Origin of the sequence: Rhodococcus sp. LW-XY12, assembly GCF_019317345.1 — a bacterium.
Lineage (GTDB): Bacteria > Actinomycetota > Actinomycetes > Mycobacteriales > Mycobacteriaceae > Rhodococcus > Rhodococcus pyridinivorans.
The window spans coordinates 184,379-200,985 of sequence record NZ_CP079225.1 but is presented as its reverse complement, the minus strand read 5'-3'; the positions used below and the strand labels follow the sequence as shown (position 1 = coordinate 200,985).

The following is a 16,607-nucleotide window of genomic DNA, read 5'->3' as shown; positions in this document are numbered from 1 at the left end:
CATCGACTCCCGTGCCCGACGACGTGACGACCTCACCCGCGCCCGCTCCGACCGCCCCCCGGTCGATGGGCGAGGACCTTCGCACTCGGTACCGGACTGCGCGACTCGTCGCCGTCGTCGCCGGGTTGCTCGGCATGATCTTGGCGCTGGCCACACCGTTTCTCCCGGTCCGCGTGACCGAGGCGACGATGTCGTGGCCGCAGGACGCGGCGGCGACCGACGTCGAACTGCCGCTGATGTCGCAGGTCCCCCTCCAACTCCGCGCCACCGTGCCGTGCAGCGCCGTCGCGGAGATGCCCGGCGACGGCGGGATGCTGCTCGCGACCGCCCCCACCAACGGGCAGGACGCCGCCCTCAACGCGATGTTCGTGCGGGTCGGCGCCGAGAACGTCGACGTGCTCGACCGCAACGTGGTGGTCGCGACCGCGCCGCGCGCCGACGTCGAGTCGGGTGCGTGCAGCGAACTGCAGATCTTCTCCGACTCCGAACGCACCACCGCCGAGTTCGTCGGCCTCTCGGACGAGAACGGCAACCCGCGGTCGGGTGAGCTCACCGGCGACCTGCGGCCGCTCGTCGTGGGCGTGTTCAGCGACCTGCCGACCGCGGTTCCCGGCCTCGACGTCACCGTCGATGTCGATTCCCGGTTCACGTCGTCGCCGACGCTGGTCAAGTCCCTCGCGATGGTCCTCGCGGTGCTGTCGACGGCACTCGCGCTCGGCGCGCTGGCCAAGCTCGACGGCACGGACGGTCGCGGTCACCGCCGCTTCCTGCCGTCCCGCTGGTGGAAGTTCACCGGCGTCGACGTCGTCGTGGTCCTCACGCTCGTCGGCTGGCACTTCTTCGGCGCGAACACCTCGGACGACGGCTACCTGCTGACCATGGCCCGGGCGGCGGAGAACTCCGGCTACATGGCCAACTACTTCCGCTGGTTCGGTGTCCCCGAAGCTCCCTTCGGCTGGTACTACGACGTGCTGGCGGCGTTCGCGAAGATCTCCACGGCCAGCCCATGGATGCGCATCCCGGCACTGATCGCCGGAATCCTGTGCTGGATGGTCATCAGCCGTGAGGTGGTGCCGCGTCTCGGCCGGGCCGTGCGGCACAACCGCATCGCACTGTGGACCGGCGGACTGGTCTTCCTCGCCTTCTGGCTGCCCTACAACAACGGTCTGCGGCCCGAGCCGATCGTCGCGCTCGGTGCGCTGCTGACCTGGTGCTCGATCGAACGCGCCATCGCGACCGGTCGTCTGCTGCCCGCCGCGACGGCGGTGTTCATCGGCGCCTTCACCCTCGCCGCTGCACCGACGGGCCTGATGTGTATCGCCGCGCTCATCGCCGGCATCCGGCCGATGACGCGGATCATCGTGCGCCGCCACCGCGAGGTCGGCACCCTGCCACTGCTCGCCCCGATCGGCGCCGCCGGGATGCTCGTGCTCGTCGTGGTGTTCTCCGACCAGACCCTCGCCGCGGTCCTCGAGGCGACCCGCGTGCGCACCATCATCGGCCCCAACGAGGAGTGGTGGAACGACTTCCTCCGCTACTACTACCTGATGGTGCAGACCGTCGACGGTTCACTGCCGCGCCGCTTCGCGTTCCTCACGATGCTGCTGTGCCTGTTCACGACGCTGTTCGTGCTGCTGCGCCGCCGCCGGATCCCCGGCGTCGCCGTGAGCCCGACCTGGCGTCTGCTCGGCATCGTCTTCGGCACGATCTTCTTCATGATGTTCAACCCCACGAAGTGGACCCACCACTTCGGGGCGTACGCAGGCATCGCCGGATCGCTCGCGACGGTCACCGCCGTCGTGGTCTCCGCGAGCGCATTGCGGTCGCGGCGCAACCGCACGATTTTCCTCGCCGGAGTGCTGTTCGTCCTGGCGGTGTCGTTCGCCGGCATCAACGGCTGGTGGTACGTCTCGAGCTACGGCGTGCCGTGGTTCGACAAGACCGTCTCGCTGAGCGGCTACCAGTCGAGCTCGCTGTTCCTGGTCCTGTTCGGTCTCGCCCTGGTGCTCGTCGCGTGGCAGTACCTCCGCGAGGGCTACGCACCGCCGCCGGAGTCGGCCGAGACGAAGAAGGGCCGGCGGATCCGCGCCCTCGCGGCTGCGCCGCTCACGGTCGTCGCCGCGGTGATGGTGCTGTTCGAGGTGCTGTCGCTGCTCAAGGGCGCGGTGTCGCAATACCCGGCGTACTCGCTCGCTCGCTCCAACATCGGGGCGGTCGCCGGGCAGACCTGCGGTCTCGCGAACGACGTGCTCGTCGAGGCCGACCCCAACGAGGGACGCCTCGAACCGATCATCGACCCCGCCGATCCGCCGGCAAACGACGACCCGCTCGCCGGTGCGGCGCCGCGCGGTTTCACTCCCGACGGCGTGCCGTCCGACCTGACCGCCGACTACGTCGAGGTCAAGCCGGGCCAGGGCAACACCGACAACCAGAGCGTCGGCCCGACCTTCGAGACGGGCGCGGGCGGCGGCACCACGGGTGGTTCCGGTGAGCAGACCGTCAACGGCAGCACCGTGCGTCTGCCCTTCGGGCTCGACCCGTCCGTCACCCCGGTGCTCGGCAGCTACCAGGAGGGTGTGCAGGAACCCGCCGCGCTCACCTCCAGCTGGTACGCCCTTCCCGGGATCACCGACGAGACGCCGCTGGTGATCATCTCCGCGGCCGGTCGCATCTGGTCGTACGACGACACCGGTGCACTGACCTACGGCCAGTCGCTGCTCGTCGAGTACGGCACCCGCCAGGCCGACGGCAGCGTCGAGGCGAAGGGCACCTACCTGCCGCGCGACATCGGCCCCGCACCGTCGTGGCGGAACCTGCGTGTGCCGCTCGCCGACCTGCCCGACGACGTCGACGCCGTCCGCATCGTCGCCAACGACCCCAACCTCACCGGCGACCAGTGGCTGGCGTTCACGCCGCCGCGCGTCCCCATCCTCGAGCGGCTCGACGCCCAGCTCGGTTCCGAGCAGCCGCTCCTGCTGGACTGGGCCGTGGGTCTGCAGTTCCCGTGCCAGCGGCCGTTCGACCACTGGGCCGGTGTGGCCGAGATGCCGAACTACCGGGTCCTCCCCGACCGTCCGCTCGCGGTGTCGTCGACCGACACCTGGCAGTCGGCCGACAACGGTGGCCCGCTCGGCTTCGCGGAGGTCCTGGCGCGACCCGAGCAGGTGCCCACCTACCTCGAGAACGACTGGGGGCGCGACTGGGGTTCGGTGGAGCGGTACGTGCGCTTCTACCCGAATGCGCAGCCGGCCGAACTGACCACCACCGAGGTGACGAGGTCCGGGTTGTGGAAACCCGCGCCGATGCGCGTCTACGAGTGACGGATGAGGCGCGAGTAACGGAAGTGACGCCGACGGGCGACACACAGGGCATGACGACCTCGAGAAAGATCGCATTCACGGCAGCCCTGGGCGCGGCGCTCGCGCTCGGTGTGGTCACCGCTCCCGCAGCGTCCGCGGAGCCTGTGGCGGCTACGACCCTGAGCCCTGTGATCGGCGCGGTCGGTGGCACCGGTTCCGCAGGGTGGGGAGGTCTCCTCGTCAACGAGGGCGTGACCGTCGGTGTGGACCCCGAGCGTCCCGGCTTCTCGCGATTCGGCAGCAGCTTCCAGTGCCCGTGCCTCGTGAACTGGACGAACGTCACCACCGGACAGCGTGGCACCGTCACCCTGCCGATCTACCCGCCCATCCCCTCCGCAGGATGGGAATACCCCTGGTTCGAGACCGGCTCCGGACGTATCGAGGCGGTCGTGACGACCACCGACATCACCTTCCTGCCGGGCCGGGGTTCCTGGACCGTGCCCTGACCCCCGGCCCGGTGGGGCGGCGTCGGATACACACGACGGGGTCTGTGCACGCACTGGTGCACAGGCCCCGTCGGCAACGGCTCTACAGCGGCAGCAGGTGATGCTTCCGCGGGTTCTTGAACACTTCCTTGTCGCGAAGAAGGTTCAGCGCCTTGCGGATCTCGAGACGGGTGGTCGACGGCTCGATCACCGCGTCGACGTATCCGCGCTCGGCCGCGATGTACGGCGTGGCCACGTGCTCGTTGTAGAAGTTGATGAGCTGCTGGCGCACCGCGGGAGCGTTCTCGCCCGCGGCCTCGATCTGCCGGCGACCGATCACCGCGACAGCCGATTCGGCACCCATCACGGCGATACGCGCGGTGGGCCACGCGAAGTTGATGTCGGCGCCGAGCTGCTTCGACCCCATCACGGCGTAACCGCCGCCGTAGGCCTTGCGGACCACGACGGTCACCTTCGGGACCGACGCCTCGACATATGAGAACAAGAAGCGGCCACCACGCTTGATGACGCCGATCTTCTCCTGCTCGACACCGGGCAGGAAGCCGGGGGTGTCGACGACGAACACGAGCGGGATGTCGTAGGCGTCGCACACGCGCACGAAGTGCGCGGCCTTGTCGGCAGCAGCCGCATCGAGGGCACCCGACAGGTACAGAGGCTGGTTCGCCACCACGCCCACCGCCCGGCCGTCGACGCGGGCGTAGCCGGTGATGATGTTCGGCGCGGTCTGTGAGCGGACCTCGAGGAACTCGCCGTCGTCGAAGATCTTCAGCAGGATGTCCTGCATGTCGTAGCCGGAGTTGTCGGCATCGGGCATGAACGTGTCGAGTTCGAGATCGTCGGGCGTGATCTCCGGTTCGAGACCGGGATTGATGATCGGAGGCTTCTCCTGCGCGTTGGACGGCATGTAGCTCAGGTACTGCCGCACCCACTCGAAAGCGGCCTTCTCATCCGGCGCGACGTGGTGCACGTTGCCGTACTCGGCCTGCTGACGGGCACCGCCGAGCTCCTCGAGGCTCACGTTCTCACCGGTGACCGCCTTGATGACGTCCGGGCCGGTGACGAACATGTGCGAACCCTCGGTGGCGACCACGACGTCGGTGTTGATCGGCGCGTAGACCGCACCACCGGCGCAGTTGCCGACGATCACCGAGATCTGCGGGCACAGACCCGACAGCGGCTCGTGACGCTTGCCGATCTCGCCGTACCAGGCGAGCGAGGTGACGGCGTCCTGCACGCGGGCACCACCGGAGTCGTTGATGCCGACGACGGGGCAACCGATCTTGAGGGCGAAGTCGAGGACCGCGGCGACCTTGCGGCCGAACATCTCACCGACGCTGCCGCCGAAGACGGTCTGGTCGTGGGAGAACACCGCGACGGGGCGGCCGTCGACCGTGCCGTGCCCGACGACGACGGCGTCGCCGTACATCGCATCGTCGCGGCCCGGCATCTTCATCAGCGCGCCGATCTCGACGAAGCTGCCCCTGTCGAGCAGCATGTCGATGCGCTCGCGAGCGCTCGGGATGCCCTTCTTCGCGCGCTTGGCGATCGCGAGTTCGCCGGCAGGCTCCTTCGCGATCTCCAGCTTCTCGCGCAACTCGGCCAGCTTCTGTGCCGTGGTGCTCACTTCTTCGTTCAGCTCCTCGAGGCCTCGATGTCGGCCAGCTTGCGGGTCAGGTCTTCCCCCACCTTCGAGATGTACGGCTCGTCGACGATCTGCAGGTGATCGCCGCCGACGTGCACGACCTCGAGATCCGCGACGACCTCGCCCCACCCACCGTCGGGCTGCCGGGTCCCGAAGGCCGGCTCGAGATCGATCGCGTCGTCGTGATACTTGTCGGCCATGTACAGCACGACCTTGCCGTCGTAGGGCAGCAGATCCGCGGTCTGGATGGCGCGGTTGTCGAGCCACGACGTGCGCTGGTGCTCGATGATGCCGCCGGGGATCTGCGCCCCGCTCAGCTCGAGCAGACCCATCAGGATGCCGATCTGCTCCTCGTCGCTGCCGGCCTCGGCCAGCAGGTCGTAGGGCAGCGGCGCGTCGACCCCGTAGGTCTTCTTCGCGAACGCCGAGTAACGCTGCCAGCGCTTGCGGATCTCGTCGGGCGTGTCCTCGACCTTCTCACCGGCCATGACGGTGTCGATGAGGCCGACGAGACGCACGTCCTTGCCCTCCTCGCGGAGCAGACGGGCCACCGCGTAGGCCAGGACACCGCCGAGCGACCAGCCGCACAGCACGTACGGGCCGTCGCCCTGGATCTCCTTGATGAGCGGCAGGTACGCCTGTGCGCGGGTGTCGATCGGGCCCTCGGTGCGCTCGAAACCGAACACCGGGGTGTGCGCGGGCAGGCGGCGCAGCAGCGGCTCGTACGCGACCGTCGAACCACCCGCGGGGTGGAAGACGAAGACCGGCACGGTGTCCGATCCCTCGGCGCGGGGCCGCAGGGTGCGCACGAGTCCGTCGATGCGATCGGCGGATTCGAGATGCTGACGGACGGTCTCGGCGAGCTGCTCGACGGTCGGGGCGGAGAGCACGTCGTCGACGGTGATCTCACCCTCGGCCCGCTCGGTCAGCCGTGCCGCGAGCTTCTCGGCGACATCGCGGTCGAGCTTCGGCAACCGGTTGAAGATGCCCTTGGCCGACTTGCCCGTGACCACGGCCCACGAGGCGAAGGTCAACCGTTCCGCGGCGTCGCGCGGCGGCACGTCGACACCGCTCGACTCCTGCTCGGGCTCGGCCGTCTCGGGCGCGGTCTGTGCTTCGGCTTCGGCTTCGGCGAGAATCTGCTCGGCCTCGCCCACCGCGGTGGTGTCCTCGACCTCGGGAAGATCGTCCTGCTCCGCAGCGGCGGCGCGTTCGGCTGCCTTCTCGGCGGCCTGCTGCTCGGCGAGCTGCGCGACCTCCTCGCGGTTCTCGACGGCGTATCGCAGGTACTTCGCGACGTCGCGCAGGCTCGCGTCCTTGACCGCCGACAGCTGCAGCTGCGGGATGTCGAACTCGTACTCGACGCGGTTCTTGATGCGGACCGCCATGAGCGAGTCGAGGCCCAGCTCGATGAGCGGGATCTCGGCGGGCAGATCCTCGGGCGCATAACCCATGGACTCGGCGACGATCAGCGTCAGGCGGTCGTCGAGGCTCTGCGATCCGTTGGGATCCCACTGGTCGCCGAACGACTCGACGACCTCGGGAAGCTCCTCGGCCTGCGCGGCCGGCTTCGCGGCCACCGCGACGGGCGCGGGCAGCGGCTCACCGGAGGTGACGACACCCTCGTGGACGAGCGTGAAACCGTCGCCGGTGTTCGCGTGCACCTGCAGTGACGCGCCACCCGGGTGCCGGGTGAGCGTCGTGGTGAGGGTGCCGGTCGCGGGGACGTCGGTGTGCGGGATGGACGCGGTGAGCGTGACATCGGACAGCACCTGCGAGGCCGCCGCGACGACCAGCTCGGCCGCATCGGTGACGGCGGATGCCTGCACCTCCCACACGTAGCGGCCGTCGGGCAGTGCGACCCGGGCGCCGGGCGCGCGGCCGTTGCCGGAGGTGCCGATGCTGGCGTCGACCCAGTACGGCTTGCGCAGGAAGGCGGTGCGCGGCAGGTCGGCGTAGTCGCCTTCCGGCAGCAGCGTCCTCAGATCGACGGACTGCCCGTGCACGTACAACTGCGCGAGCGCGGTCAGCACACCGAGGGACTCGTCCTCCTTGCGCTTGAGCGTCTGGATGAACTGGCCGTCCTGCACACCGGCGTCGAAGGCCGTCGCCGCGACCGACATGAGCGTCGCGGGGTTGGCGTTGAGCTCGACGAAGGTGGTGTGCCCGTCGGACAGCGCCTGCCGGATCGCCTGCGTGAAGTACACGCTGTGGCGCATGCCCTTGGTCCAGTACTCCACGTCGTGGATGCCGTCGTGACCTGCACGGTAGAGGGTCTCCTGGTCGACCGACGAGTACAGGTCGACCTTCAGACGGTGCGGTTCGATGCCGGCGAGCTCGGCCGCGAGCTCGCCGAGGATCGGATCGACCTGCGAGGTGTGGCTCGCGCCCTTGGTCTGCAGGACCCGGGCGAATTTCTCCTCGGCCTCGGCACGCGTGACGATCGCGTTGACCTGCTCCTGCGGGCCACCGATGACGGTGTGCGTCGGCGCCGCGTAGACGCAGACCTCGAGCTGCGGGAAGTCGGGCAGCACGTCGGTGATCTCGGCGGCGCTGTACTCGACGAGCGCCATGAGGCGGATGTCGTCGCCGGTCAGGCCGGATTCGGCCTCACCCATCAGACGCGAACGCGAGCAGATGACGCGCACGGCGTCCTCGAGCGAGAGTCCGCCCGAGATGTAGGCGCCGGCGGCCTCACCCATCGAGTGGCCGACGACCGCGGCGGGCTCGGCACCGTGGTGGCGCAGCAGCGCGGCGAGACCGATCTGGATCGTGAAGATGCCGACCTGCGCCGTCTCGACGTCGTAGTCCTGCGCGTCGTCGAGGAACTTCTCCTTCATGGAGTAGCCCGACTCGTCGTAGATCAGCTCGTCGACCTCGTCGACGGCCGCCGCGAAGACAGGGTTCTCCAGGTACAGCTGCTTGGCCATTTTGCGGTGCTGGGCACCGAAGCCGGAGAGCACCCACACCGCGCCCTTGGAGGCGGGAGCGTCGGCGGTGAACACGCCCTGCGCGGGCTTGCCGGCGGCGACGGCACGCAGACCGGCGATCGCCTCACCGTGGTTGCTCGCCACGACGATCGCGCGGGACCGGCCGTGATTGCGACGAGCGAGCGTGCGGGCGACGTCGGCGAGCGGCGTCGTGCTGCCCTTCTCGGTCTCGAGCCAGTCGGCGAGATCGGCGGCGGCACGGCGGCGACGCGACGGCATCGCAGCGGAGACGGCGAGCAGGACGGGCAGCTCGCGGGCCTGCTCGGTGGTCTCCGCGGCGGGGATCTCCTCCGGCAGGACCTCGACCTCGGCCTCGGACGCTTCGAGCCCCTCGGGGCCGGTGTACTCGCGCACGACGACGTGCGCGTTCGTGCCACCGAAACCGAAGCCGGACACACCGGCGACGGCGCGACCGGTGTAGCGCGGCCACTTCGCGCCCTCGGGGATGACCTTCAGGTGCGCGCTGTCGAACGGGATGTACGGGTTGGGCGCCGTGTAGTTGAGCGTCGGGGGCAGCTGATCGTTCTGCATCGCGAGAACGACCTTGATGAGACCGGCCGCACCCGCGGCGGACTCGAGGTGACCGAAGTTGGTCTTGGCCGAACCGAGCAGGACCGGCTTGTCGTCCTCGCGGCCACGACCGACGACGCGGCCGAGCGCGTCGGCCTCGATCGGGTCGCCGAGCACCGTGCCGGTGCCGTGCGCCTCGATGTAGTCGACACCGGACGGCAGGATCTGCGCGTCGCGGTAGGCGCGGCGCAGCACGTCGACCTGCGCTTCGGGGTTGGGAGCGGCCAGGCCGTTGGAGCGGCCGTCCTGGTTGACGGCCGAACCGGCGATCACCGCGAGGATGTCGTCGCCGTCGCGCTCGGCGTCCTCGAGACGCTTGAGCACGACGAGACCCCCGCCCTCGGCGCGGATCATGCCGTCGGCGTCGGCGGAGAACGCCTTGATGCGGCCGTCGGGTGCCATGACGCCGAGTTCGTCGAAGCCGAGGGTGCCGGCCGGGGCGAGCAGCATGTTGACGCCACCGGCGAGGGCGACGTCGGCTTCGCCGTTACGCAGCGCACGTACGGCCTGGTGCACGGCGACCAGCGACGACGAGCACGCCGTGTCGAGCGTGACCGACGGGCCGTGGAAGTCGTAGAAGTACGACACGCGGTTCGCGATGACCGCGGTGGAGGTGCCCGTGAGCGCGTAGGGATGCGCTGCGGACGGATCGCCGACCGCGAGGAGCATGTAGTCGCTCGCCGAGCTGCCGATGAACACACCGACCGAGCCGCCCTTGAGGTCGCTCGGCGGGATGTGCGCGTGCTCGAGTGCTTCCCAGGTCAGCTCCAGCGCGAGGCGCTGTTGCGGGTCGACCATCTCGACCTCACGCGGCGACATCGCGAAGAACTCGGCGTCGAAGCCCTTGACGTCGTCGAGGTAGCCGCCCCTGGTGTTGGCGTTGCGGATCGACTCCCACACGGCGGGATCGTTCTCGAACTCCGACCAGCGGCCCTCGGGCAGATCGGAGATGCCGTCGCGTCCGGACGCGAGCAGCTCCCACATCTGTTCGGGGGTGTCGACGTGGCCCGGCAAACGGGTGGACAGACCGACGATGGCGACGTCCTTCGAACCCGCCGCGGCACCGACCGTGTACAGGGCGGAGTCGTCCTCAGCGGGTGCCTCGGGCTCACCTTCGATGATGCGCGTCGCGAGCGACGCGATCGTCGGGTGCTGGTAGGCGATCGTCGCGTTGAGGGTGACACCGAGGAGTTCCTCGATCTCACCCGCCATGGCGACGGCGTCCCGGGAGGACAGCCCGAACTCCTCCATCGGACGATCGTCCGAGATCTGGGAGACCGGCTGCCCGGTCGCGTCGGCGATCCAGTTGCGCAGCCATTCGCGCAGCTGCGCAACCGTCATTTCAGTGTCAGACATCAACCCACCACGCTACCCGGGAAAGAGGACATTCGTTCTTACACGCTGTCCGGGAAGGCCTGCTGCTGGTAACCACCACGCAGCGTTCCCTCGACATATGCGGTCTTGCACGCCCGACGCGCGATCTTTCCGCTGGACGTACGGGGGATCGAACCGGCCGGCACGAGCAGCACGTCGCGGGCGGTGACACCGTGCCGGGACGAGATCGCGGCACGTACCGCGTCGGCGATCGGCTGCGGATCGGCCTTGCCGGCGCCGGGAGCGCGCTCGGCGACGATCACGAGCTGCTCCGACGAATCGTCGGCATCGAACTGCAGGCCGGAGGCGTCGTTGTCGAACACCTCGCGCGGCAGCTGGTTGGCCGGCACCGCGAACGCCGCGACGAAGCCGGGACGCAGCGCGGAGCTGGCCTCCTGCGCCGAGAACTCGAGGTCCTGCGGGTAGTGGTTGCGGCCGTCGACGATCACGAGGTCCTTGACGCGACCGGTGATGTAGAGCTCGCCGTCGATGTAGACGCCGTAGTCGCCGGTGCGCAGCCACTTGCTGTCGTCCGGGGTGCCCTCGGCGTGGCTGCCCTCGGCCAGACGCTTGGTGATGCGGTTGTGGAAGGTGTTGTCGGTCTCTTCCTTGCGACCCCAGTAGCCGATGCCCATGTTCTCGCCGTGCAGCCAGATCTCGCCGACCTGCTCGTCGGGCATCTCGGTGCCGGTCTCGGCGTCGACGATCGCGGCCCACTGGCTGCGTGCGACGTAACCGCAGGAGACCTGCGGGATGGCGTTCTCGGCATCGGGCTCGACGCGCATGACCCGGCCCGCGTTGAGTGCGGTGCGGTCGACGTAGATGACCTTCGCCTCGTCGCTGTGACGGGTGGAGGAGACGAACAGGGTGGCCTCGGCCATGCCGTAGGACGGCTTGATCGCCGTGCGGGGCAGACCGTAGGGCCCGAATGCCTCGTTGAACTTGCGCATCGACGACGTGGTGACCGGCTCGCTGCCGTTGATCAGGCCGATGACGTTGCTCAGGTCGAGTTCTTCGCCCGGCTTGGGGACCGCGCGTGCCGCAGCGTGCTCGAACGCGAAGTTCGGGGCGGCGGCGAAGGTGCCGGCACCGTCGGAGACGGCGGCGAGCTCGCGGATCCAGCGGCTCGGCCGGGCCACGAAGGCACGCGGGCTCATGATGGTGATGTACTTGCCGCCGACCGCGGGCAGGATCACCGTGAGCAGGCCCATGTCGTGGAACAGCGGCAGCCAGGTCACGCCGCGCGACGACTCGTCGAGTTCGATGGAGTCGGCCATCTGGATGACGTTGGTGAGCACCGAGCGGTGAGTGATCTCGACGCCGGCGGGAACGCGGGTCGAGCCGGAGGTGTACTGCAGGTACGCGATGTCGTCGGTGCCGATGGGCGGCCGGTTCCAGGACTCGGCGACCGAGTCGGGGATGGCGTCGACGGCGATCACGCGGGGACGCTGCGCAGCGGGGAGCGGGCGGAAGAACTGCCGCACGCCGGCCGCGGACGAGGTGGCGGTGAGGATCGCGCTGGGGGTGCAGTCGCCGAGAACGGCGTGCAGGCGATCGGTGTGGCCGGGCTCGTCGGGATCGAACAGCGGCACGGCGATGGTGCCGGCGTAGATCGCGGCGAAGAAGGACACGACGTAGTCGAGGCCCTGCGGAGCGAGGATCGCGACGCGGTCGCCGGGAGCGGTGACCTGTTGCAGGCGCGCGGCGATGGCCTTGATGCGCACGCCGAACTGATCCCAGGTCAGCTCGTGCACCTCGCCGTCGCGTTCCCGCGAGTAGTCGATGTACCGGTAGGCGAGGTCGTCACCGTTTGAAGCGAAGTTCCCCTCGAGGTGATCGAGCAGGGTCTGCCCTTCAGGCAGCCTGATCCGCCCGTTCTCATCGATGAACTCTTCGAACCCGACGCTCAATTCCTTCTCCCTGTCGAAGCGATCCCACAACCACTCGACATGGTTGCGCCACTAACTTTTCCTCCGCGCCGGCGGATCGTCGTACCGATACCGCCCCCCACGGCTTCCGGCGGTCCGTTCCTCGAACGTGTCCATCGACCCCAGATCACGAATATGTTACAGATCGGCATCACGCGCACCCACGCAAAGTGCGGTCGCCGGGAAGAACGCTTCCCCTCGCGCACGGGAAACACAAAGATACGACATGGTCGTCTTCACACACACATTCCGCGCCCGTCGAACGAGACGAGCACACGATCCGATTGTGTGCGAGGGTTTTTCGACGCCGACACCGACCGACGGTGCAACCCGCCGCCCTCTGCTGCCCAGGATCGGCGCCCCGGTACGTACGCCCGACCGAGGCGAGAGCTCGTGACAAGGATCATTCCCGGTCGCGGGCCGTCGCTACGCCCCCGGAGGGGGCCGGCCGTTCGCCGTGCCGTCACTGGCACCATGAACCTCTTCTCCTGTGGCAGTCGTCGTGCGCCACGATCCCGGACGGCCGGGCCGCAGCCGAGGGATGAGTCTAAAGGCAGCCCGTCTTTCGAGTGTACCGGGTGGTGAGATCGGACACTACCGGCGAGTAATATGTGGGAGGGTTCACTCGGACCCGAACCTCCCCCGCGTGCAGCGACGGCCGCACCTCATTCTTCTGCGGGTTCCGGTGCGGCATCGATCTTCTCCGCCGCCCAGTTCGCGATCCACTGCGTCGCGGTCGTGCCGTTCTCGTCCACGACGTAGGTGTTGTACATCGCGTGGATCGGGTTGTTGACGTACTCGAGCAGGCGCGGAGCGGCCGACATCCAGTTGGCGGGATTCAGCGCGTTCGGTGGTGCGTCACAGATACTGTCCGTGGGCGCGCAGATTTGGATCGTGCGGTCGTCGAGCTCCCCGAAGCCACCGGGACGCGCGCCGGTCATCGTGATCCCCGGCAGCCGCAGGCCGTCGAGCGACAGTTCGGCGCCCACTCCGGCGACGGGCGCACCGATGTCGGTGCCCGAGACCCCGTCGCGGCGACCGTCGGCAACGAGTGCGACACCGAGCACCCGGTCGGCGGGGACCGGGCCGTTGCCGGCACCGATCTGCGCGGCGACGTCGCCCACGATCACGGCGCCCTGCGAGAAACCGGTGAGCACGTAGGTGGTCAGCGGGCACTCGGCCGAGCGTCGCGCGAGGATGTCGGTGGTGGCCGCGAATCCCTCACTGCGGCTGTTGTTGTAGGACTGCTGGCCGTCCGGCGGGATCGCAATGGGGTTCGAGAACTGCGCGACGTACGGCACCGTGTAGACATCGGCGCGTTGGGCATCGAAACGCTCCTGCAGCGGCCTCGTCACGTTGAGCATGAGCGAGTACGGGTTCGCGGCCGGAGCGTACGGATCGTCGCCCACCGCGGACTCCCAGGTGCCCGGCACCGCGACGACCTGCACGTCGGGGCACGAGGCCGGCTGCGACTGCGGCTCCTCCGGCCCGGGCGGGGTAGGAATCGGCGACGGGATGTCCAGCCGCCCCGCGAGCATGTACCAGAGCACCAGCACGATCGCCAGGACGAGCAGCGCCCCCACGACCACGATCCTGCGTCCGCGACGCTGCTTCGTCCTGACCATTCGTGCTGTCCCCGCGTTCCCTAGTTGCAGTACGTCTCGCCGGCGACGGCGATGTACGTGTCGGCCGTCGAGGAGGCCTGATCCTCCGACAACTCGACACCACCGGCTGCAGCATCACTACCCACGAGCGCGGTCACGAACACCTTGATCTCCTCCGGCGACCCGCCCTGCGCCTGGGCGCTGCAGATGTAGTCGGCGATGTTCACCGCGCCGGTCTCGTCGCTGGGCTCGACGCCCTCGGCGCGGAGACCGTCGAGGAAGGCCTGTGCGCCGGGCGTGGGAGCGGGTGCCGCGCCCGTGTCCTCTCCGGCATCCTCGTCTCCGGCAGCGGGCGAGGACGGAGCCGGGGACGCCTCGCTCGTCTCGGTCTCGCCCGTGGTCTCGGCCCCGGCCGCGCCGGGGGATGTCTCGGCCGCGGAGGTCGATGTCGACGCCGAGGTTTCCGTGGCGGCAGACGTCGTCGGCGTGTTCGTCGCGGTGGAGTCGTCGCTTCCGCACGCGGAGAGAACGGCCGTGGCGGTCAGTGCCGCAGCGAGGGCGCCGAGGACTCGGGTCGAGCGTGAGCGGGTCCGTGCAGGCATGTGGTGGGGTCCTCACATCCGGGATGTCGGTCGAACTTGGTCAGATGCGCCCCAGGCTACAGAGCGGCCCGTGCGGCCGGTAGGAGCGTCCCTCCTCCCCCGGTTACACGGGCCGACCCTGCTGTCGTTCGGTTACGGCTGCAGCTTCACTTCGTCGCCGTCGAGGGTGATGAAGCCGTTCTGAAAGTTCTGCTGGACACCCTTGCCGTCCACGGCCGGGAACTCGTCGCTGATCGGCAGGCCCAGACGTCCTTCGGCACCCTTCTCGGCGAGCCACGCCTCGAGGATCTTGCCGCGGACCGGCCAGGCACCGGTGAGCGGGCTCCAGTAGATGTTGCCGTGCTGGAACTCGTTGAAGCGACCGTCACGCCCTGCGGGCTGCTCGCTGGCCGTCGGGTAGCCCAGGACTCCCGTCTCGTAGCCGAGCTGGGAGTACTTGTCGAGGATCATGCCCTGCACGCCGTGGGCGCCGGTGTCCTCGCTCCAGTACATGGCGCCGATCTCGAAGCCCTGGACCGCGCCGCGGCCGTCGGGGGTCGCCGCCTCGTCGAGGATCGGGTAGCCGAGCGGTCCGCCCTCCCAGCCCTGGTTCTTCCATTCCTCGAAGATCTTTCCGCGGACCGCGTGGGCGCCGTGCTCGGGCGTCCAGTAGATCGCGCCGTTCCGGAAATGGTTGAACCGTCCGCGTCCGTCGGGTGCGACGCGTTCCTCGGTGGTCGGATAGCCGAGCTGCCCGGCCGGACCGCCGACACCCTGGTAGGCGCCGCCGATCGCACCCGCGACCGGCACCGTCGTGCCGTCGGACGAGAAGACGCGGCCGAAGCGGAAGTCCTGCACCTTGCCACCGGCGACGTCGTATTCACCGGTGAGGCAGTCGCCGAGCCAACCGTTCACGTTCGCCACATCGCCGAAGGCGCCGGTGGGGTTGCACTCGGGCTTGTCGACCTCGACCCCGAGGGTGTTGGCGAGCTGCGGCCACAGCTGGTGCAGTTCGAACTCCCAGTACTTCCACGTGTGGGTGCCCGACGGCCGGTACACGATCTGGGCGGGGATGCCCTGCTTCTCGAGCTTCGTCGCGAACGCCTGCGAGGTGAGGCGCGAGAGGATCTCGAGGCCCATGCCGGCGTAGTTGGTGCTGACCCCGGGGATGCCCGACGGATCGTCGTGGGGGCCGGTGGTGCCGCTGCCGCTCGAGACGTACAGGCTCACGCCCTCGAGCTTGTCGGCGAGCAGGTAGGGATCGTGCGACTCCCAGCCCTCGGAGCCGGGCGCACCCCACATCGCCTCGGAGTCGAAACCACCGGCGTCCTGCATCGCGTAGTGGATGGCCTCGGGCATGCCGAGGGTGGTCGTGGTGAGGATGCCGGACAACGACGCCGCGAACTGCGCGAAGCCCGGGTTGCGGGCGGGTAGGAACATCGCGGCGGTACCGCCCATCGACAGGCCGACGACGCCACGCTTGTCGGTGGTACGCCAGTCGCGTTCGAGCAGCGGAGGGAGCTCCTTCGTCAGGAAGGTCTCCCACTTGTAGTTCTGTCCGTTGTTCTGATCGATCCAGTCGGAGTAGAAGCTCGACTGGCCGCCCACCGGCAGCACGACGTTGACGTTCTTGTCGGCGAGGAAGGCCTCCGCATCGGTCTCGAGCGTCCACCCGTTCTCGTCGTCGCGCGCGCGCATGCCGTCGAGCATGAACACCGACGGGAACTTCGCGTCGGGCTTGCTGTTCCAGTCGCGCGCGAGCAGCAGCTGCACCTGGATCGGCGTCCCCATCGACGGCGAGTCGATCCACAGGGCGACGCGGCGATCGGTGAGCCAGTCGACAGAGCGGACGGTCGCACCGGAAGTGCTCGTCGGGCCGGACTGGGCGATGAGCGGATCGGCGGTAGCCACCGAGACGGTGGTCAGACCTGCGGCGACGGGCGCGACGAGAGCTGCGGCGATCAGTGCGAGCGCACGGGATCTTCTGCGCCGCGCACCCGCGACGCGAGCCGCTCTCCTGCTCGGCCCCGTCCGTCGCTCACCGTGCTCGAGCTCAGTTCGCATCTGCATCGCTCACTTTCTGCGTTGCCGGATTTCCTGCCGAAGTGCGGCT

Annotated in this window: 8 protein-coding genes; 2 read left to right on the top strand and 6 right to left on the bottom strand. The window is 69.0% G+C overall.

The window, feature by feature from the left end; genetic code table 11:
• Window positions 1–11: 11 nt before the first annotated feature.
• Both KXC42_RS00915 and KXC42_RS00910 read left to right on the top strand, forming a co-directional pair.
• Entirely contained in the window at window positions 12–3,320 is a 3,309-nt protein-coding gene (locus tag KXC42_RS00915) for an arabinosyltransferase domain-containing protein (protein WP_039583415.1), read from the top strand.
• A 50-nt stretch (window positions 3,321–3,370) separates the two neighbouring features.
• Window positions 3,371–3,805, top strand: a complete 435-nt coding sequence (locus KXC42_RS00910) for a hypothetical protein (RefSeq protein ID WP_033097841.1) — start codon at window positions 3,371–3,373, stop codon at window positions 3,803–3,805.
• An 82-nt stretch (window positions 3,806–3,887) separates the two neighbouring features.
• On the opposite strand, the gene KXC42_RS00905 is transcribed toward KXC42_RS00910, so the two are convergent.
• The 6 genes from KXC42_RS00905 to KXC42_RS00880 all read right to left on the bottom strand — a co-directional run bounded on the left by KXC42_RS00905 (window position 3,888) and on the right by KXC42_RS00880 (window position 16,564).
• On the bottom strand, window positions 3,888–5,429 hold the full coding sequence (locus KXC42_RS00905; RefSeq protein WP_219129796.1) for an acyl-CoA carboxylase subunit beta: 1,542 nt from the start codon (window positions 5,427–5,429) through the stop codon (window positions 3,888–3,890).
• 8 nt (window positions 5,430–5,437) lie between these two features.
• Window positions 5,438–10,348 (bottom strand): polyketide synthase Pks13, encoded by a 4,911-nt coding sequence (pks13, locus tag KXC42_RS00900; protein ID WP_219130414.1) that lies wholly within the window; start codon window positions 10,346–10,348, stop codon window positions 5,438–5,440.
• Window positions 10,349–10,401: 53 nt separating this feature from the next.
• A complete protein-coding gene (fadD32, locus tag KXC42_RS00895; RefSeq protein ID WP_006553446.1) occupies window positions 10,402–12,291 on the bottom strand; it encodes a long-chain-fatty-acid--AMP ligase FadD32 in 1,890 nt (629 codons plus the stop codon).
• A 683-nt stretch (window positions 12,292–12,974) separates the two neighbouring features.
• Entirely contained in the window at window positions 12,975–13,934 is a 960-nt protein-coding gene (locus KXC42_RS00890) for a cutinase family protein (protein WP_006553445.1), read from the bottom strand.
• A gap of 20 nt (window positions 13,935–13,954) precedes the next feature.
• Window positions 13,955–14,515, bottom strand: coding sequence for a DUF732 domain-containing protein (locus tag KXC42_RS00885; RefSeq protein WP_200359181.1), 561 nt, complete (start codon window positions 14,513–14,515; stop codon window positions 13,955–13,957).
• A 132-nt stretch (window positions 14,516–14,647) separates the two neighbouring features.
• Entirely contained in the window at window positions 14,648–16,564 is a 1,917-nt protein-coding gene (locus KXC42_RS00880; RefSeq protein ID WP_219129795.1) for an alpha/beta hydrolase-fold protein, read from the bottom strand.
• Window positions 16,565–16,607 lie beyond the last annotated feature (43 nt).